The organism is Bradyrhizobium sp., from assembly GCF_036735945.1.
GTDB lineage: Bacteria > Pseudomonadota > Alphaproteobacteria > Rhizobiales > Xanthobacteraceae > Bradyrhizobium.
Map to the genome: position 1 here is coordinate 71,753 of NZ_DAINNI010000014.1, position 16,633 is coordinate 88,385.

Genomic DNA, 16,633 nt, shown 5'->3' on the forward strand with positions numbered 1-16,633 from the left:
CTATTCACGCAAGCTTACGAGATACGCCACGATATCCTCGATCTGTTCCGCCGACAGGATCGGCTTGCCACGCCACGGCGTGCTGACGCGGCTCAAACCATCGATGCGGTAGTAGGACGGCATGATGGTCGCGGCGTTGAGGCGGGATGCGTCCACCAGGCGGAGCCTGATCTGTCCTTCGGACGCGCGGCTGCCGGAACCGGTGAGGTCAGGCGCCAGGTCGCCCTGGAATTTCTGTTCGGGAAATGGGCCGCTGTGGCAGAGGATGCAAGTGCTGGAACGCTCGACGACAAGCGCGCGCCCGCGCCCGGCGTCGCCTCGCGCAGTCGTGAGCGGCTCCAGAATGGCATCGCCCGTGACGGCATAGGGCCGCAACGCCTGCGCGGCGGCCGGCCAGGGCGCGGCGAGCCCCACGCCGGCAAGCCACATCGCGATATGAGCCCTCGCTTTAGCCAAAGGTTTCCACCGTGATTGTCCTGAACCAGTCTTCGGCAGCCTGCGCCTCGCGCTGGCGTACCTCGCGCGGCGCGTTGACCGGGCTCGTCGTCCCCTCGGCTTCGACGAACTGGCCGTCCTTCGGCTGGTAGATGCCCGACAGCGAGAAGGCGTAACCCGGCGCGACCGTGTTGTAGCAGGCGCCGCTGAGCCGCGGCGGGTCCGGCGTCTTGCCTGACAGCATGGCCACGATGGAAGCGGCGCAGGCCTTGCCTTGCGCGCTGGCGGCCGATGCCGCTTTTGGAATTTGGCCGGCAATGCAGGCGTCGCCGATGACGTGAATGTTGGGCACGAGCCTGGATGTGAAGTTCACCGGGTCGATCGGGCACCAGCCGGTCTTGTCGGCGGCGCCGGCGATCTCGGCGATGCGTCCGGCCTTCTGCGGCGGGATCACGCTCGCGACGTTTGCTGTGTAATTGCCGAAGTCGGTGACGATGGTGCTGGTGGCGAGATCGACCGAGGTCACCCTTCCGCCTTGCGACAGCGCGATCCGCTCGATCATGCCAGGATAGAGCTCCTTCCAGGCCGCCTCGAACAGTCGTTGCTGCGAAAAGCCGTCCTTGGCGTCGAGGATCAAAACCTTCGAGCGCGGCTTTTTGGCTTTGAGATAATGCGCAATCAGGCTGGCGCGCTCGTAGGGCGCGGGCGGGCAGCGCAGCGGCGCCGCAGGCACCGCGATCACGACCGTGCCGCCATCTTCCATGGCTTCGAGCTGCCGGCGCAGCAGCAACGTCTGTTCGCCGGCCTTCCAGGCATGGGGCATTTTGGCGGAGGCCGCCTCGTCATAGCCGGGCAGCGCGTCGAAGCGCAGGTCGATGCCGGGCGACAGCACCAGGCGGTCATAGGCGATCGAACGTCCATCGGCCAGGGTGACCGTGCGCGCCTGCGGATCGACCTTGGCGGCGGGCTGCGCCGCGACCGTCACGCCTGACGCAGCGATCCTGTCATAGGTGAATTGCTGCGCCGGCATTTCACGGATACCCGCGATCACCTCGTTGCTGAACGGGCAGGCGGTAAAGGTCTGGTTTGGCTCGATCAGCGTTATCTGAAGTTTGGCATCGAGCTGCCGCAGCGCCCGCGCGCAGCTTGCGCCGCCAAAGCCGCCGCCGATCACGACGATATGCGCCGCGCCTTGCGCCACCGCGGGGCAGGGCATGCCCGCCACCGCCGCGGTTACGGCGATGCCGCGAGCGACATCCCGGCGCGTCATCAGGCGCGTGGCGTCCATGGCTCGGATCCGAAAAAAGCAGGGACGGCGGCTGATGCGCGGCCGCCGTCCGTTCTCATCAGGCGAAGGTGATGTTCTGGTCCCGCAAGGGTACCGAACGGATGCGCTTGCCGGTCGCCGCGAAGTAGGCGTTGAGCACCGCCGGCGCCGCGACGCCGATGGTCGGCTCGCCGACACCGCCCCAGAAGCCGCCGCTCGGCACCATCACGCATTCCACCTTCGGCATCTCGGCGATGCGCATGGAATTGTAGGTGTCGAAGTTGGTCTGCTCCATCTTGCCGTCCTTCACCGTGCAGCCGCCATAGAACAGGGCGGACAGGCCGTAGACGAAGGAGCCCGCGATCTGCCGCTCGACCTGCGCCGGATTGACGACGTAGCCGGGATCGGTCGAGGCGACGATGCGGTGCACCTTGATCTTGCTGCCGTCGGTGACGGAGATTTCCGCAGCACCCGCGACATAGCTGCCATAGCCCATCACCTGCGCGATCCCGCGATAGACGCCTTGCGGCGGAGGCTTGCCCCAGCCGATCTTCTCGGCCACGGCATTGAGCACGGCGAGATGCTTCGGATGCTTGCTCATCAGCTTGCGACGAAATTCCACCGGATCCTGGCCCACCGAATGCGCCAGTTCATCCATGAAGCATTCCATGTAGATCGCGTTCTGGTTCACGTTCACGCCGCGCCAGAAGCCGGGCGGAACGTGCGGATTGCGCATGGAGTGCTCGACCAGCAGGTTAGGTACGGAGTATCCGATCGCCGCATCTCCGGATGGACTAAAGCCTTGGAATGCGGCCGGGTCCATGCCGTTCACCAGCGCCGCCGGGCGCACCGTGTACAGGATCGACTGGCCGGACAATCGCACATGCAGCGCCGTGAGATTGTTGTCGGCATCGAACGCGCCGGTCAGCTTGCATTGCGTGACCGGATGGAACTTGCCTTGCGCCATGTCCTCTTCGCGCGACCACAACAGCTTGACCGGCGTGCCCGGCATCTCCTTGGCGATCAGCACCGCCTGCCGGACGTAGTCGGTCATGCCGCGGCGGCCGAAACCGCCGCCGAGGATCAGCTTGTGCACCTCGCATTTGTCGGCCGGCAGTCCCGATGCTTCGAGCGTGGCGGCGAAGGCCGCTTCGCCGTTCTGCGTGCCGCACCAGACCTCGCACTTGTCGGGCGTGTAGAGCGCCGTGGCGTTCAGCGGCTCCATGGTCGCGTGGTTCTGGTAGGGGTAGTTGTAGATAGCCTCGACCTTCTTGGCGGCGGAGGCAATCGCACCCTTGGCATCGCCGTTCTGGTTGCCGACGAAGGCCGGCTGGGCGTTGTCGAGGCCTTCCGCCAGCCATTTGGCGATCGACGCGCTGGAGACCTTGGCATTCTCGCCTTCGTCCCAGGCGATCGTCATCGCGTCGAGCGCGGTCTTGGCGTGCCACCAGGTATCGGCGACGACGGCGACCGCGGTGTCGCCGACCTTCACCACCTTCTTGACGCCCTTCATGCCGGCGGCCTTGGCTTCGTCATAGCTTTTCAGCTTGCTGCCAAACACCGGCGCGTCCTTGATCGCGGCGTTGAGCATGCCGGGCAGCTTGACGTCGGCGCCGTAGATCATCGCGCCGGTGGTCTTGTCGACGGTGTCGAGCCGCTTGACGCCCTTGCCGGCGATCTTCCAGTCCTTGGGGTCCTTCAGCTTGACGTCCGCATCCGCTGGCGGCGTGAGCTTGGCTGCGGCTTCAACCACCTTGCCGTAGGTCGTGGTCTTGCCCGACGGCGTGTGGGTGATGACGCTGTTGGACGCGGTGCATTCCGTAACAGGCACCTTCCACTCGTTGGCGGCGGCCTGCACCAGCATGATGCGGGCGGTGGCGCCGCCCTTGCGGACATACTCCTGACTGGTGCGGATGCCGCGGCTGCCGCCGGTCGAGAAATCGCCCCACGGGCGCTTGCGTGCGACACTTTGACCGGGGGTCGGATATTCGGTGACAACCTTCGACCAGTCGCATTCGAGCTCCTCGGCGACGAGCTGGGCGAGGCCGGTGAGGGTGCCCTGGCCCATCTCGGAGCGGGCGACGCGAATCACGGTCGTGTTGTCGGGGCGGATCACCACCCAGACATTGACCTCGGGCGAGCCGTCGGCCGCGCGAACTACGGTCGGTCCGCCGAAGGGAATATCGAGGCCGATGGCGAGACCGGCGCCGGCTGCGGCGGTGCCGATCACGAAGCTGCGGCGGGTGAGTTTGGGTGTGATTTGCGTGTTGACGGCTACTTTGCATGGGGTTGTTTTCGACATTTTTTGTCTCCCCCTCAAGCGCTTGCGGCATCGTGGATCGCCGCGCGGACCTGCTGGAAGGTCCCGCATCGGCAGATATTGGTGATGGCCTCGTCGATGTCCTTGTCGGTCGGTTTCGGCTTCTCCTTGAGAAGCGCCGCAACCGCCATGATCATGCCGGCCTGGCAATAGCCGCATTGCGGCACGTCGTTGGAGATCCATGCCTGCTGCACCTTGTGCAGCGCGCCGCCGCTGGCGAGCCCTTCGATCGTGGTGATCTGCTTGCCGGCCGCCTCGCTGACGGTGACGCCGCAGGAGCGCATCGCGACCCCATTGATGTGCACGGTGCAGGCGCCGCATTGTGCAATGCCGCATCCGTATTTGGTGCCGGTCAGTCCGACGTTCTCCCTGATTGCCCAAAGCAGTGGCGTGTCGTCTTCGACGTCCACATTGATCGTCTTGCCGTTGATGTTGAGATTTGCCATCGCGTATCCCCTGTTAGCTCAGTCCATCGAGAGAGCTGCGCGCGGGAAGATGGCTCGCAAGTTGGAATAGTTCAAATCAAGAAAATGCGCTTCTCCTCAGGATGAAAGTCGGCCTGCCGGTGTTGCGTGGGCGCGTGCCCGCTGCGGGGCTGTCATGCCCGATCCGGGCCCACGGCGAGGCGCAGGAAACTCATCAGGCTCCCCACTGCGGCAAAGCCCGCCCCGAGCGCCAGCGCCACCGTCGCGCCGTCGTGACCGCCGAGGGCAAAGCACAGCGCCGCCAGCGCGGCGCCGAGGGTCTGCCCGGTCAGCCGCGCTGTTGCGACGATGCTGCTGGCGCTGCCGCTGCGGTGCGGCGGGGCGCTCGACATCAGCGCCCGCAGATTTGGCGTCTGGAAGAAGCCGAACCCGATGCCGCAGATCACCGTGCGCCAGACGATGTTGGCGATGCCGGGGTCCGGCGGCAGCGTCGCCAATAGCGCCATGCCGATGCCGAGCAGCACCAGGCCGAGGCCGCCGAGGATGCCGACGGGATAGCGATCGGAAAGCCGGCCGCCGATCGGGGCCATGATCGCCACCACCAGCGGCCACGGCGTCATGAAGAAGCCGGTCTCGACCTGCGAGCGATGCAGCACGTCCTCGAAGTAGAACGGCAGCGAGACGAAGGAGAGGCCCTGCACCGCGAAGGCGCAGACCGCCGTGGCTACCGACAGCGCGAACATCGGCCGGCGGAACAGGTCGATCGGCAACATCGGCGCCGGATGATCGGCATTCTTGCGGATGATGATCCAGCCGAGCACCAATGCCGCGCCGAGCGTCAGTCCGACCAGCGCGGGCGGGAACTGGTGCGCCGCGCCGCCTATTCCGATGATGAAGAGGCCGAGACAACTTGCGGTCAGCGCCGCGCTGGCGAAATCGAAGCTGTGCACCGCGCGCGGCGTCTTCGGCAGGGTCCTCAGGCCGATCCAGACCGCGATCACGCCGAAGGGGATGTTGACCGCGAACAGCCACGGCCACGTCCCAACCGAAAGGATCGCGGAGGCAATGCTCGGGCCGAACGTGAATGCGGTACCGACCACGAGCGCATTGTGGCCGAAGCCGCGGCCGAGCATGTGGGTGGGGTAGACGAAGCGGACCAGCGCCGCGTTCACGCTCATGATGCCGCTGGCGCCGAGGCCCTGCAGTGCACGGGCCGCGGTCAGGCTGGGCAGCGACCACGCCAGGGCGCAGCCGAGCGAAGCCAGCGTGAACAGCACGAGACCGCCGATATAGATGCGTTCGTGGCCGACGATCTCGCCGAGCGCACCGAGCGGCAGCAGCGTCGCGACCAGGGCGATCTGATAGATGTTGACCACCCAGACCACGTCGGCCGGGCTGACATGCAGATCGGCGGCGATGGCGGGAAGCGCGATATTCGCGATCGCCGTATCCAGCGACGCCATCGCCAGCGCGGTGAAGATGGCGGCAACCGCCCAGCGCCGGAGTTCCGGGGGCAAGCCGTCGATTGGCGCTGTGGGCGGCGTTGCGACTTTATCTGGTGACATTGATCGGGGCTCTCCACGCCGGGGGCGGTCGCGCCCGTCGCGGCGTGTACTACGGACGCGGCACGGACCACAGGCACGCGGCTGCATGATGCGTATGCGAAGAGGCGGCGAGCAGCGGGAAAAAGTGCCTTCCTCGCCATATCCGTGCGCTAACTTTCGGATACCTTCCCGCCCGCACCGCAATCGACTAGGCTTGCCGCGTACCGCGACCGCAATTCCATAAAAAGACGGTCATCGGCGAGGGGAAGCGCGTTGAACGGACAGGTGAGCCGGCGCAGCGAAGTCGTGCGTAGCGCCAGTGAAGGGCAGCGCGTATGGGCCGGCCTGTGGGTAACGCTCCTGCTGGCGATTCTCGGCTTTCTCGTGATCTATCCGATCCTGATGCTGCTGCTCGGCGCGGTCACCGACACCAATCCGGTGGTCGACGGCATCTCGCTCAATCGGCTTTCGGTCGCGAATTTTCTTACCGTCCTGGCGAACCCGAACGTCGCCGACGCGCTGGCCAATACGCTGATCGCCTGCGGCGGCGGCACCCTGATCGCGGTCGTCGTCGGATTGCTGTTCTCCTGGATCGTCGTCCGCACCAATACGCCGTTCAAGGGCTTTATCGCGGCCGCCAGCATCCTGCCCTTGTTCGCGCCGCCGCTGGTTGCCGGCGTCGCATGGGCCATCCTCGGTTCGCCGAAGACCGGCCTGATCAACACCATGTTCAAATGGATCGGGCTGGACTGGCGCGTCGATTTCTATTCGATGTGGGGCCTGGTGTTCGTGTTCGGCATCTACTACGCACCCTACGTCTACATGTTCACCGCTTCGGCGCTGCGCAACATGGACCCGAGCCTGGAGGAGGCCGCCGAGATTTCCGGCGCCAGCGCGTTCGCGACGCTGTTCACGGTGACGTTTCCGCTGATCATGCCGGCGATCGTCTCGGGCATGCTGCTGTCGTTCATCGTCATGCTCGGCATCTACGGCATCCCCGCGGTGCTGGGCGCGCCGACCAACCTTTCGGTGCTCACCACCTATATCTTCAAGCTCACCAACTGGTCGCCGCCGCTCTACAATACGGCTGCCGCGGTTGCGATCATCCTGATGGTCGTCACCGGCCTGCTGGTGTTCCTGCAACAGAAGGTGCTGAGCGGCCGCAGCTACACCACGGTCGCCGGCAAGGCGTTTCGCCCGCGCAGCCTCGATCTCGGACGCTGGCGCTGGTTCACCTTCGGCCTCGGCATCGTCTACCTCCTGGTCGTTGTGGTGCTGCCGTTCCTCGCGCTGATCATTGCCGCGTTCCGCAAGTTCATGTTCATCCGCGACGTCTCCAGCCTGTTCGACGCCAGGCAGTATTCGCTGATGCATTTCCACAGCATCTTCGACAATCCGCTGACGCTGCGCTCGATCTACAACTCGGTCGAGGTCGGGTTGATCACGGCGGTGGTCGGCGGGGCGCTTGCGTTTGCCATCGGCTACACCATTCACCGCACGCAGGTGACGGGCCGGCGCTGGATCGACGTGATTTCGACCCTGCCGGTCGCGATCCCGGGCCTGGTGGTCGGCGTGGCCTATCTCTGGGCATGGATCGGCATTCCCGGCGGTCTCTACGGCACGATCTGGATTCTGGCGCTGGCGTTCATCGCGCGCTTCATGCCTGACACCGTGAAGTCGCTGTCGACCTCGTTCATGCAGATCCATCGCGAGCTCGAGGAAGCCGCCTGGGTTTGCGGCAAGGGCGTGCTCGGCACCATCAGGACGATCGTGCTGCCCCTGGCGCGGCCGGGCGTGATCGCCTCGATGACGCTGCTGTTCGTGCTGGCGATCCGCGAACTCGGCTCGTCGCTGTTCCTCTACACCAGCAACACCATGGTGATGTCGGTGCTGCTGCTCGACTATTACGAGGGCGGAAACCTCGGAAAGACCGCGGCGTTCAGCCTCGTGCAGACCGTGCTGCTCGGCGTTCTCATCGGCGGCGCCAACTGGCTGTCGCGCGGCGGGGCGCAGAGCAGCGTTGCCCGAACCGGATAACAGGAAGGGGAGGATTGGCTATGATCGGAAGGATCGTCACCACCATTGCCGCAGCTGCCGGCATCGCCGCGCTCGCACTTGCCTCGGGCGGCGCGGCGCAGGCGCAAGAGTTCGGCTCGCCCGAATTGATCGCCGCGGCCAAGGCCGAGGGCAGACTGGTGTATTACACCGCCAACTTTGCCGAGGTCGAACAACAGGTCATCAAGGCATTCAACAAGCGCTTCCCCGAGATCAAGGTCGAGATGGTGCGCGCACCGGGCGGCCAGCTCATCACCCGCGTCAAGACCGAAGCCGCGGCCGGCAAGCTCATCGCCGACGTGGTCGATCATTCCGACCGCGCGTTGATGCAGCCGCTGGCCGATATGTTCCAGGATTACGCGCCGCCGAATGCCGCCGATTACAATCCGGACGCGCAGGTCGCGCCGCAGCTCTGGCCGCGCGCCACGCTGGTATGGTCGATCGCCTACAACACCGAACTGGTGAAGAATCCGCCGAAGACCTGGATGGATCTCACCAAGCCCGAATACGACAAGTTGACAGGGCAGGTGATCGGTCCGTCGGGCGGCACCACCTGGACCCGGATCATGTTCGAGCGGCAAGTGCTCGGCGAGGATTACTGGGCCAGGCAGGCGGCGACCCATCCGGTGCTCTATCCATCGGGCGCGCCGATGTCGGATTCACTGGTGCGCGGCGAAATCGCGATGGGGCCTTTGCTCTACAATGCGATCTATCCGAAGCAGAAGGACGGCGCGCCGATCCAGATCTTCTTTCCGCCGGAGGGCGCGCCGGTCAATCCCTATGCCACGGGCATTCCCAAGACTGCCGCGCATCCCAATGCCGCAAAGCTGTTTCTGAACTGGTGCCTGTCGAAGGAAGGGCAGTCATTCATGATCAAGGAGCTTGGCAACCTGACGTCACTGAAGGTGCCGCCGGCCTATCCGGAAGGCTTCGATCCCAAAGTGGTCAAGGTCTGGTTCCCCAAGTTCGATGAGTATGTGAAGTTGCACACGGCCTGGATCGCTGATTGGAACAAGACCTACGGGTACAAGCAATGATCGCCGCATTCGGGAAATCAATGCACTCATGACCGCGACGCTCGAAGTCACCGACCTGCGCAAGCAGTTCTCGATCGGCCGGCCGGCGGTCGACGGCGTCAGCTTTGCCGTGCCGGCCGGCGAGATCGTGGTGTTGCTCGGCCCGTCCGGTTGCGGCAAGACGACGACGCTGCGCTGCGTCGCCGGGCTGGAGCATCCGACGTCGGGCGAGATCGGCATTGCAGGCAAGGTCGTGTCCTCGCCCGAACGCGGCATCCTGGTGCCGCCGCGGCTGCGCGACCTCGGCATGGTGTTCCAGTCCTATGCGGTGTGGCCGCATATGACGGTGCGGCAGAACGTCGTCTATCCGTTGAAGCACCGCAAGCTGTCGCGCGCCGATGCCCGCCGCAAGGTTGACGACGCGCTCGAACTGGTCGGGCTGTCCGAATATGCCGAGCGGCCGGTGGTCGCATTGTCGGGCGGACAGATGCAGCGCGTGGCGCTGGCGCGCAGCATCGTCTACCGGCCGCAATTGCTGCTGCTGGACGAGCCGCTGTCGAACCTCGATGCCAAGCTGCGCCTGCGGCTGCGCGATGATCTTCGCACGATCCTCAAGCAGACCGGGATGACCGCGCTGTACGTCACCCACGACCAGGCCGAAGCGGTGGTGCTCGGCGACCGCATCGGCGTGATGCGCAACGGCGTGCTGCTGCAGATGGATGCGCCCGATGCGATCTACAACCGTCCGGCAGACCTGTTCGTGGCCAATTTCACCGGCGCGACCAACGAGCTTGCGGGCACGCTGGTGTCGCGCAACGGCCAGTTCGGCACGGTCGATTTCGGCGAGGGGCGGCGGGGCGAGGTGGCGTTGCTGCAATCGCTTGGCCCCGATGAGAAGGTGCGCATTGCGCTCCGGCCGGAAAACATCTCGATCGGCCGGCATAACGGCGCCAACACCTTTTCCGCCCGCGTGCTCGACCGCCGCTATCAGGGCACGCAGACCGCCTATGGCATCGAACTGTTCGGCAAGCGGCTGGAGGTCGTCGAACTCGGCACCGCCGTCCGTCATCAGGTTGGCGTTGACACCGAGGTTTCCTTGCCGAAGGAGAGTTGCTGGGCCTATCGCGACACCGGGCCGGTGGCGCTGGATTAGCAAGGTCCTACGTGCTCGGGCTCAACCCAAGCAGCGCATAGATCCGCCGCGCATAGGCGCCGAATTCGTCCGTCGTCTTGATTGGCAGCGCGCGCGGAAACGGCAGCTCGATCGGGAAATATTCCGCCATCCGCGCCGGACCCGCGGTCAGCACGGCGCAGTGCGACGCCAGAAACACCGCCTCCTGGATCGAGTGCGTCACGAACAGGATGGTCTTGCCGCTCTCGCGCCAGATCCTGAGCATTTCGAGGTTCATCTGCTCGCGCGTCAGCGCGTCGAGCGCACCGAACGGCTCGTCCATCAGGATCAGCTTGGGATCGTGGATGAAGGCGCGCGCGATCGCCGAGCGCTGCTGCATGCCGCCGGAGAGTTGCTGCGGGTATTTGTCTTCGTAACCGGCAAGGCCGACCAGGTTGAGCAGGTCGCGGGCTCTGGCTCGTGCCGCCTTCATCGGCAGGCCGACGATTTCGGCCGGCAGCAGTACGTTGTCGAGAATGGTTCGCCATTTCAGCAGCAGGGCCTGCTGGAACACCATGCCGATATCGCGGGCGGGATCGAACGGCGTCTTCGCATTGCCGATCCTGATGGTGCCGCCGTCGGCTTCATGCAGCCCGGCGAGGATCTTCAGCACGGTGGTCTTGCCGCAGCCGGACGGGCCGACCAGCGAAACCAGCTCGCCCTCCCTGACGTCCATGGTGACGTCGGAGACTGCGAGGAATTCCGTGCCCTTGGAGCGATAGACTTTGCGGACGCCTTGCAGGCTGATGAAGGGTTCGTCGGCGCTCATGCCAGCCATTTCTCGAAGTTCGCCTTGACGAAGGCGTCGTCGGAGAGGTCGGCATGCTCGCGGCAGACGCGGTCGATCTGTTGCATCTGGCCCGGGCTGAGCCCTTCGGCCGGATCGAGGCACCAGAGGCCCTGCATCAGGCCCTGGCGCCGCAAGATCTCGTGGCACCCGGCGATGCAGCCGTGAAAATTATTGGCGACATCGAAGAACGCGCTGTTGCAGTCGGTGACGCGGGCATCGAGTGCCAAGAGATCAGCGGGGAGGGTGTCCTTGCCGCGTGCCGCCTTGCACATCTCGAACTGCTTGATCGCGCTCGCGGTCCAGACCGACCAGTGCCCGAGCAGGCCGCCCTTGAAATAGGCGCGGGTGGTGACGCCCTTGTCGCGCAGGTCGAACGGCAAAGTGAGATCGAGCAGGATGTGATCGTCGTTGCCAGTATAAAGCGCGACACGGTCGAGCGCGCCGGCGGCCGCCACGCCGCGCAGTACATCGAGGGTTCGATAGCGGTTGAACGGCGCAATCTTGATCGCGATGACGTTGTCGATCGAAGCGAAGCGGCGCCAGAAATCGGCGCTGAGGATAACGCCGCCGACGGCCGGCTGCAGGTAAAAGCCGACCAGCGGGATCTCCTGCGCCACCGCCGCGCAATGGACGATGATCTCGTCCTCGGAGGCTGATTTCATCGCGGCGAGGCTGAGCAGGCCGGCGTGATAGCCGATGCCGCGCGCGGTCTGTGCTTCGGCCGTGGCCTGCCGGGTCGGCCCGGCCAATCCCGCCACCATCGCGACCGGCCGCCTGGCCCATGCACCAGCGGTCTCCGCCGCCAGCTCCAGCACCGGGCGGTACAGGCCGACGTCGCGGATCGCGAACTGCGTGGTGTGCACGCCGACAGCCAGCCCGCCGGCGCCGGCATCGAGATAATAGCGCGTCAGCGCCCGCTGATGCCTGGTGTCGAGCTTGCGGCTGGCGTCGAGGGCGAGCGGATGCGCCGGCAAAACCGTGCCATCGGCGATCAGTTTGCGGATGTCGCTCTTGATTTCGCTATGATGCATGACGGCGCTTCCTATCCAAATTCCGGACCGGCGACGGCGAACGGCGGTTGTACTGACGAGGCGGTTGCGGGACCGAAGCGCATGCGCTGGAACGGCCGTTCGATATTCCACCCCGCGCGGACGAGCCCGTCCAGGAATTGGCTCCGGGAGTGGACGGCATCGATCAGCCACGGGCCGCTTCCGGAGCCGACAATGGCTTCCACCAGTCCCAATGCCCGATCGGCACGATCGGCCAGCAGCGGACCGATATGCCGCGCGGTCCGCCCGTCGCGCACGAGGGCGATGGCTCGCTCGTTCGATACGATGCGAGAACCGGGACGGGCGGCAAATTCCGATAGCAATGTGCTGCGGTCGAATCCCATGGCGCCGCTGTCGCGCGTAGCCAGCGCGTCGAGGCTGCCGACCGGTAGCGGTTGCACCGTCGCGGTGCCCAGCGGCTTCTGCAGCCGCAGCCGCCGCAACTCCAGCGTCGGCGTGAAGCCGAGCGGGCCGTAAACGGTGGCGCCGGCCGGCGTCGCGTCCAGCCAGGTCGTAAGGCCGCGTTGAGCCGCCGCGCTGAGGCAGGTATCGACCAGCTTCGTCGCAATGCCGCGGCGGCGGAAGTCTGATGTCACCAGCACCATGCTGATCCAGGCGTTGTCGGCGGAGTAGGGCAGTAGCGCCGCGGTCGCCACCAGCCGATCGCTGTCGTGCACGCCGAACACGATTCCGTACTTAAGGAAAAACCGCCAGTCGGCCTCGTTCTGGTTCCAGCCAGCCTCGGTGGACAACCCGAGCCCGGCCTTCGCGTCGGCGACGCCGAGCTCGACGATGTCGATCGGCTCAGTAGCGGCCATCGCGCACCTCGTATTTGGTGGGCTTGCCGAGGCTCGGCATCGATCGCGATACCCAGTCGGCGGTCCAGCTGATGAGCTGCTCGGTATCGACAACAGGCAGGCCGAACAGCTTCACCGCCTGCGAGGTGTCGGTCAGCCACGCCGTCGGCTCTTCCTTGCCGACGATGACGGGCGCGCGGCCAAAACGCTGGCCGAACTTCGCTGCGAGATCGCGCACCGCGAGGATCTCGTGGCCGCTGACATTGATCGGCGAAGTCGGCGTGTCGCAATGCGCGAGGCAGCGCAGCGCCTGCGCGGCAGCGTCGCCCTGCCAGATGAAATTGACATGGCCGAGGCTGACATCGATCGGCTTGCCCTGCAGTACCTTGCTTGCGATGTCGTGCAGCACGCCGTAACGCATGTCGATCGCGTAATTGAGCCGGAACAGCCGGCCGGGGGTCGAATACTTCCTCGAGAAGTACTCGAACATGCGCTCGCGCCCGACGCAGGATTGCGCGTATTCGCCGGGCGGATTCGGCGGCATGTCCTCGTCCGAGCCCTTGCCGTCCACCGGCACGAACGGATAGACGCAGCCGGTCGAGAACGCGACGATGCGCGAAGCTGAAAAGGCCTGCGCGACCAGGGCAGGGACGTGCGCGTTCATCGCCCAGGTCAGCGACAGGTCGCCCTCGGCGCCGAACTTGCGGCCGGCCATGAACACGATGTTCGCTGCCTTCGGCAGCGCCCTGATGGCGGCCTCGTCGAGCAGGTCGCAATTGATGGTCTCGACGCCGCGCGCCTGCAGCCAGTCCTTTATCGTGGGATCGCTGAAGCGGGCGACGCCGATCACGCGGCGCTCCGGCGCGGCCGCCTTGGCGAGGCCCGCCAGCGTCGGCCCCATCTTGCCGGCGACGCCCAGGATCATGATGTCACCGGCAGTCTTGCGGAGATCGTCGATCAGCGCCCGGCTCGGCCGGCACAGCAGTTCGTCGAGGGCGTCGATATCGGCAATCGCCTGCGGCAGGTTTTCGTGGCTCAACAGCATGTTCATTCCCTGTCTTATTGCAGGCGGATATCGCGGACGACGAACATCCGTTCGAGCCCGAGCACGAGGCCATACAGCGTCACACCGAGCAGTGTCAGCAGCACCACCGCCATCACCATCGCCGGCGTATCGAGCGAGGACTGCACCTGGATCATGAGATAGCCGAGCCCGCGCTCGGAGGCGATGAACTCGCCGACGATGGCGCCGGCGACCGCCAGGATCGCGCCGACCTTCATTCCCGAAAACACGTAGGGCAACGCACCCGGCAGCTGGATCTTGCGGAACAGCGTCCAGCGCGAGCCGCGCAGCGATTTCACGAGATCCAGCAGATCGGGCTCGACCTCGCTCAAGCCGCGGGCCGTGGTCAGCAGGATCGGAAAGAAGCAGATCGAAAACGCGATCAGGATGTTCGGAAAGATGCCGTAGGAGAACCAGACGATGAACAGCGGCCCGAGCGCCACTTTCGGAATCATGTTCAGCGTCACGAACAGCGGCAGCAGCAACAGGCTGACCAGCGGCGACCAGGTGAACAGCACGGCGAGCGCCACGCCGACCAATGCGCCGAGGCAGAAGCCGCCGAGAATTTCGGCGGCCGTCACCGCGAGGTTGGAGAGCCAGGCATAGCTCGGCGAACCCAGCGTCTTGATGGTCGCGAGCGGCGAGGGAAGGATGAACTTCGGCACCTGGAACGCGTCGACCAGCACCTGCCAGAGCACGATCACGACGAAATGCACGATCAGGATGATCGCGATGGATCGTGCCGGTCCGCCGTCTGCGCTGAACACCGTGGCTCCTCTTGAAGCGCGACCGGGTTCCCGGCCGCGTGACGGCAATCTATCGCGGGGCCCTCCAACAATCAACCATCCGGTTGATTACGGACGCAGCGAATGCATCACGAGATCGACGACGTGCTTGCGGCGGGCCCGTCTCGCGGCCTGACTCGACAGGTCCTTGCCGAAGATCGCCGAGAGCGTCGGCGTATTCGAGAAGTAGAAGTAGCTGAGCCCGGCGATCGAGATATAGAGGTGAACCGGATTTATCCCCTTGCGGAATATCCCGGCCTTGACGCCCTCGGAGAGAATGGCCGAGACCAAACTGACCAGCGGCGAATGCATGGCTTCCAGCTTGCGCGAGCCGCGCACATGGCGGGCGCCGCCGCGGTTTTCGTCATTCAGCAGCACGATGAAATCGGGATGCGCCGCGAGGTGGTCGAAAGAGCTTTCGATCAGCTTCTTGATCGCCCGCTCGGGCGGCAGTCCCTCGAGGTTGAGCTTGCGCTCCTGGGCGCGGATCTCCTCATAGACCCATTCCAGCACCGCCAGATAGAGCGCGTCCTTGTCGCCGAAATAATGGTAGACGAGCTGCTTGTTGACGCCCGCGCGCGCCGCGATCTCGTCGACCCGGGCGCCCGCAAGGCCGCTGCCGGCGAACTCCCGCCGCGCCGCCGTCAACAGCTTCCTGCGGGTGGCGGCCGGGTCGCGCCGCTGCGGCTTTTGATCATCAGATCGTTTTTTGGGCATTTCCAACCAGATAGTTGACAACTCGTCCTGTCCTTGTTGCATTGGTAGCGTCACCCGTGTGTGGCGACAAGGTCGGTTGCATCGGTTGCAAAAAGGAGAGTTGCCATGAAGGGGTTGCGGATTGCGGGACTTGCACTTGCGCTGGCCATGCCGGCTGTTCCCTGCACGGCCGGCGAGGCCATCAACCTGATCCTGAACTGGACGCCGACCGCCGATCATTCGCCGTTCTATTACGCGAAGTCGCAAGGCTGGTACGAAAAGGCCGGCATCGACCTGACGATAGAAGTCGGCAAGGGATCAGGTGTGTCCGCGCTGAAAGTCGGCTCCGGCGGCTCGCCGTTCGGCATCGCCGATCTCGCGACCGCTTTGGTCGCCAAGAGCAAGGGCGCCGACGTCGTTGCGCTGATGAGCATTTACGCCAATACCGGGCAGACCTTCTACTGGCTGAAGAGCTACGGCGTGAACGGGCCGAAGGATTTTCCGAACCACAAGATCGGCAATCCGCCCGGCGATGCCTCGCGGGTGATGTGGCCGGCGTTTGCCAAGGCCGCCGGCATCGCGCCTGACTCCGTGAGTTTCGTCAATGTCGGGCCGACCGCCAAGATCGCGGCGCTCAAGGCCCATACCGTCGATATCATCAGCGACTTCTACAACGAGCACGATCTCAAGGTGATCGAGTTCGGCCCGGATCTAGGCTACGTCAACTGGAAGGACATCGGCCTCAATCCGTACGGCAACTCGCTGATCGTCAACGGGGCGTATCTGGCGAAGAACCCGAAGCTGGTCGCGGATTTCGTCAAGATCAGCCAGAAGGCCTATGCGGCCTGCGTCGCCGACGTCGAGCCGTGTCTCAAGGCGTTGCTCGACCAGGCCTCGGGCCTCGACAAGGAAAATCAGCAGCGCCAGTGGGAGCGCATCAAGTTCCTGATGACGGACGAATTCACCACGACCAAGGGGCTGGGCTGGATCGACGGCGAGCGCATGAAAAAGGACTACGAGCTGGTTCAGACCTATCTCGGCATGGAAAAGCCGTTCGACGTGAATACCGCGTTCTCGACCAGGATGCTCGACCCGTCGATCAAGATGGACGCCACCAAGGTGAAGAAGTAGGGGCGCTAGCTCCCGCCACCGTCATTGCGAGCGTAAGCGAAGATTCCATGGGGAGTGGATAGCGACCAAGTCTGAGGCCAGACTGAGGT

15 protein-coding genes are annotated in these 16,633 nt (G+C 64.9%); 4 read left to right on the forward strand and 11 right to left on the reverse strand.

What is annotated here, in order from left to right; genetic code table 11:
* The 5 genes from soxX to V7E26_RS07705 form a co-directional block, all read right to left on the reverse strand.
* The gene (soxX, locus tag V7E26_RS07685; protein WP_324414858.1) at positions 1–429 is read right to left on the reverse strand and encodes a sulfur oxidation c-type cytochrome SoxX; all 429 of its coding nucleotides are present in this window, start codon (positions 427–429) and stop codon (positions 1–3) included.
* Between the two features lie 19 nt (positions 430–448).
* Positions 449–1,723, reverse strand: coding sequence for an FCSD flavin-binding domain-containing protein (locus tag V7E26_RS07690; RefSeq protein ID WP_324414842.1), 1,275 nt, complete (start codon positions 1,721–1,723; stop codon positions 449–451).
* A 58-nt stretch (positions 1,724–1,781) separates the two neighbouring features.
* On the reverse strand, positions 1,782–4,004 hold the full coding sequence (locus V7E26_RS07695) for a xanthine dehydrogenase family protein molybdopterin-binding subunit (RefSeq protein WP_324414843.1): 2,223 nt from the start codon (positions 4,002–4,004) through the stop codon (positions 1,782–1,784).
* Positions 4,005–4,018: 14 nt separating this feature from the next.
* On the reverse strand, positions 4,019–4,468 hold the full coding sequence (locus V7E26_RS07700) for a (2Fe-2S)-binding protein (protein ID WP_324414844.1): 450 nt from the start codon (positions 4,466–4,468) through the stop codon (positions 4,019–4,021).
* Between the two features lie 152 nt (positions 4,469–4,620).
* Positions 4,621–6,012 carry an MFS transporter gene (locus tag V7E26_RS07705; protein WP_324414845.1) on the reverse strand — a complete coding sequence of 464 codons (1,392 nt, stop codon included), beginning with the start codon at positions 6,010–6,012 and terminating at the stop codon, positions 4,621–4,623.
* Positions 6,013–6,264: 252 nt separating this feature from the next.
* Between V7E26_RS07705 and V7E26_RS07710 the strand changes: the two genes are divergently transcribed.
* The 3 genes from V7E26_RS07710 to V7E26_RS07720 are packed head-to-tail and all read left to right on the forward strand — an operon-like array spanning position 6,265 to position 10,215.
* Entirely contained in the window at positions 6,265–8,028 is a 1,764-nt protein-coding gene (locus V7E26_RS07710) for an ABC transporter permease (protein WP_324414846.1), read from the forward strand.
* Between the two features lie 20 nt (positions 8,029–8,048).
* Positions 8,049–9,083 carry an ABC transporter substrate-binding protein gene (locus tag V7E26_RS07715; RefSeq protein WP_324414847.1) on the forward strand — a complete coding sequence of 345 codons (1,035 nt, stop codon included), beginning with the start codon at positions 8,049–8,051 and terminating at the stop codon, positions 9,081–9,083.
* Positions 9,084–9,111: 28 nt separating this feature from the next.
* Complete coding sequence (locus tag V7E26_RS07720; RefSeq protein WP_324414848.1) at positions 9,112–10,215, forward strand: ABC transporter ATP-binding protein; 1,104 nt, start codon at positions 9,112–9,114, stop codon at positions 10,213–10,215.
* Between the two features lie 7 nt (positions 10,216–10,222).
* Here V7E26_RS07720 and V7E26_RS07725 read toward each other — a convergent pair whose 3' ends face one another.
* The 6 genes from V7E26_RS07725 to V7E26_RS07750 all read right to left on the reverse strand — a co-directional run bounded on the left by V7E26_RS07725 (position 10,223) and on the right by V7E26_RS07750 (position 15,434).
* The gene (locus tag V7E26_RS07725) at positions 10,223–11,011 is read right to left on the reverse strand and encodes an ABC transporter ATP-binding protein (RefSeq protein ID WP_324414849.1); all 789 of its coding nucleotides are present in this window, start codon (positions 11,009–11,011) and stop codon (positions 10,223–10,225) included.
* Complete coding sequence (locus tag V7E26_RS07730) at positions 10,999–12,054, reverse strand: dihydrodipicolinate synthase family protein (protein WP_324414850.1); 1,056 nt, start codon at positions 12,052–12,054, stop codon at positions 10,999–11,001. The genes V7E26_RS07725 and V7E26_RS07730 overlap by 13 nt, the downstream gene beginning before the upstream one ends.
* An 11-nt stretch (positions 12,055–12,065) precedes the next feature.
* Entirely contained in the window at positions 12,066–12,890 is an 825-nt protein-coding gene (locus tag V7E26_RS07735; protein ID WP_324414851.1) for a GNAT family N-acetyltransferase, read from the reverse strand.
* Complete coding sequence (locus V7E26_RS07740; protein WP_324414852.1) at positions 12,877–13,914, reverse strand: NAD-dependent epimerase/dehydratase family protein; 1,038 nt, start codon at positions 13,912–13,914, stop codon at positions 12,877–12,879. The genes V7E26_RS07735 and V7E26_RS07740 overlap by 14 nt, the downstream gene beginning before the upstream one ends.
* Positions 13,915–13,928: 14 nt before the next feature.
* The gene (locus V7E26_RS07745) at positions 13,929–14,699 is read right to left on the reverse strand and encodes an ABC transporter permease (RefSeq protein ID WP_324414853.1); all 771 of its coding nucleotides are present in this window, start codon (positions 14,697–14,699) and stop codon (positions 13,929–13,931) included.
* Between the two features lie 87 nt (positions 14,700–14,786).
* Complete coding sequence (locus V7E26_RS07750; protein ID WP_324414854.1) at positions 14,787–15,434, reverse strand: TetR/AcrR family transcriptional regulator; 648 nt, start codon at positions 15,432–15,434, stop codon at positions 14,787–14,789.
* Between the two features lie 105 nt (positions 15,435–15,539).
* Between V7E26_RS07750 and V7E26_RS07755 the strand changes: the two genes are divergently transcribed.
* Positions 15,540–16,544: an ABC transporter substrate-binding protein gene (locus V7E26_RS07755; RefSeq protein WP_324414855.1), complete on the forward strand. Its 1,005-nt coding sequence runs from the start codon at positions 15,540–15,542 to the stop codon at positions 16,542–16,544.
* The last annotated feature ends 89 nt before the right edge of the window (positions 16,545–16,633 follow it).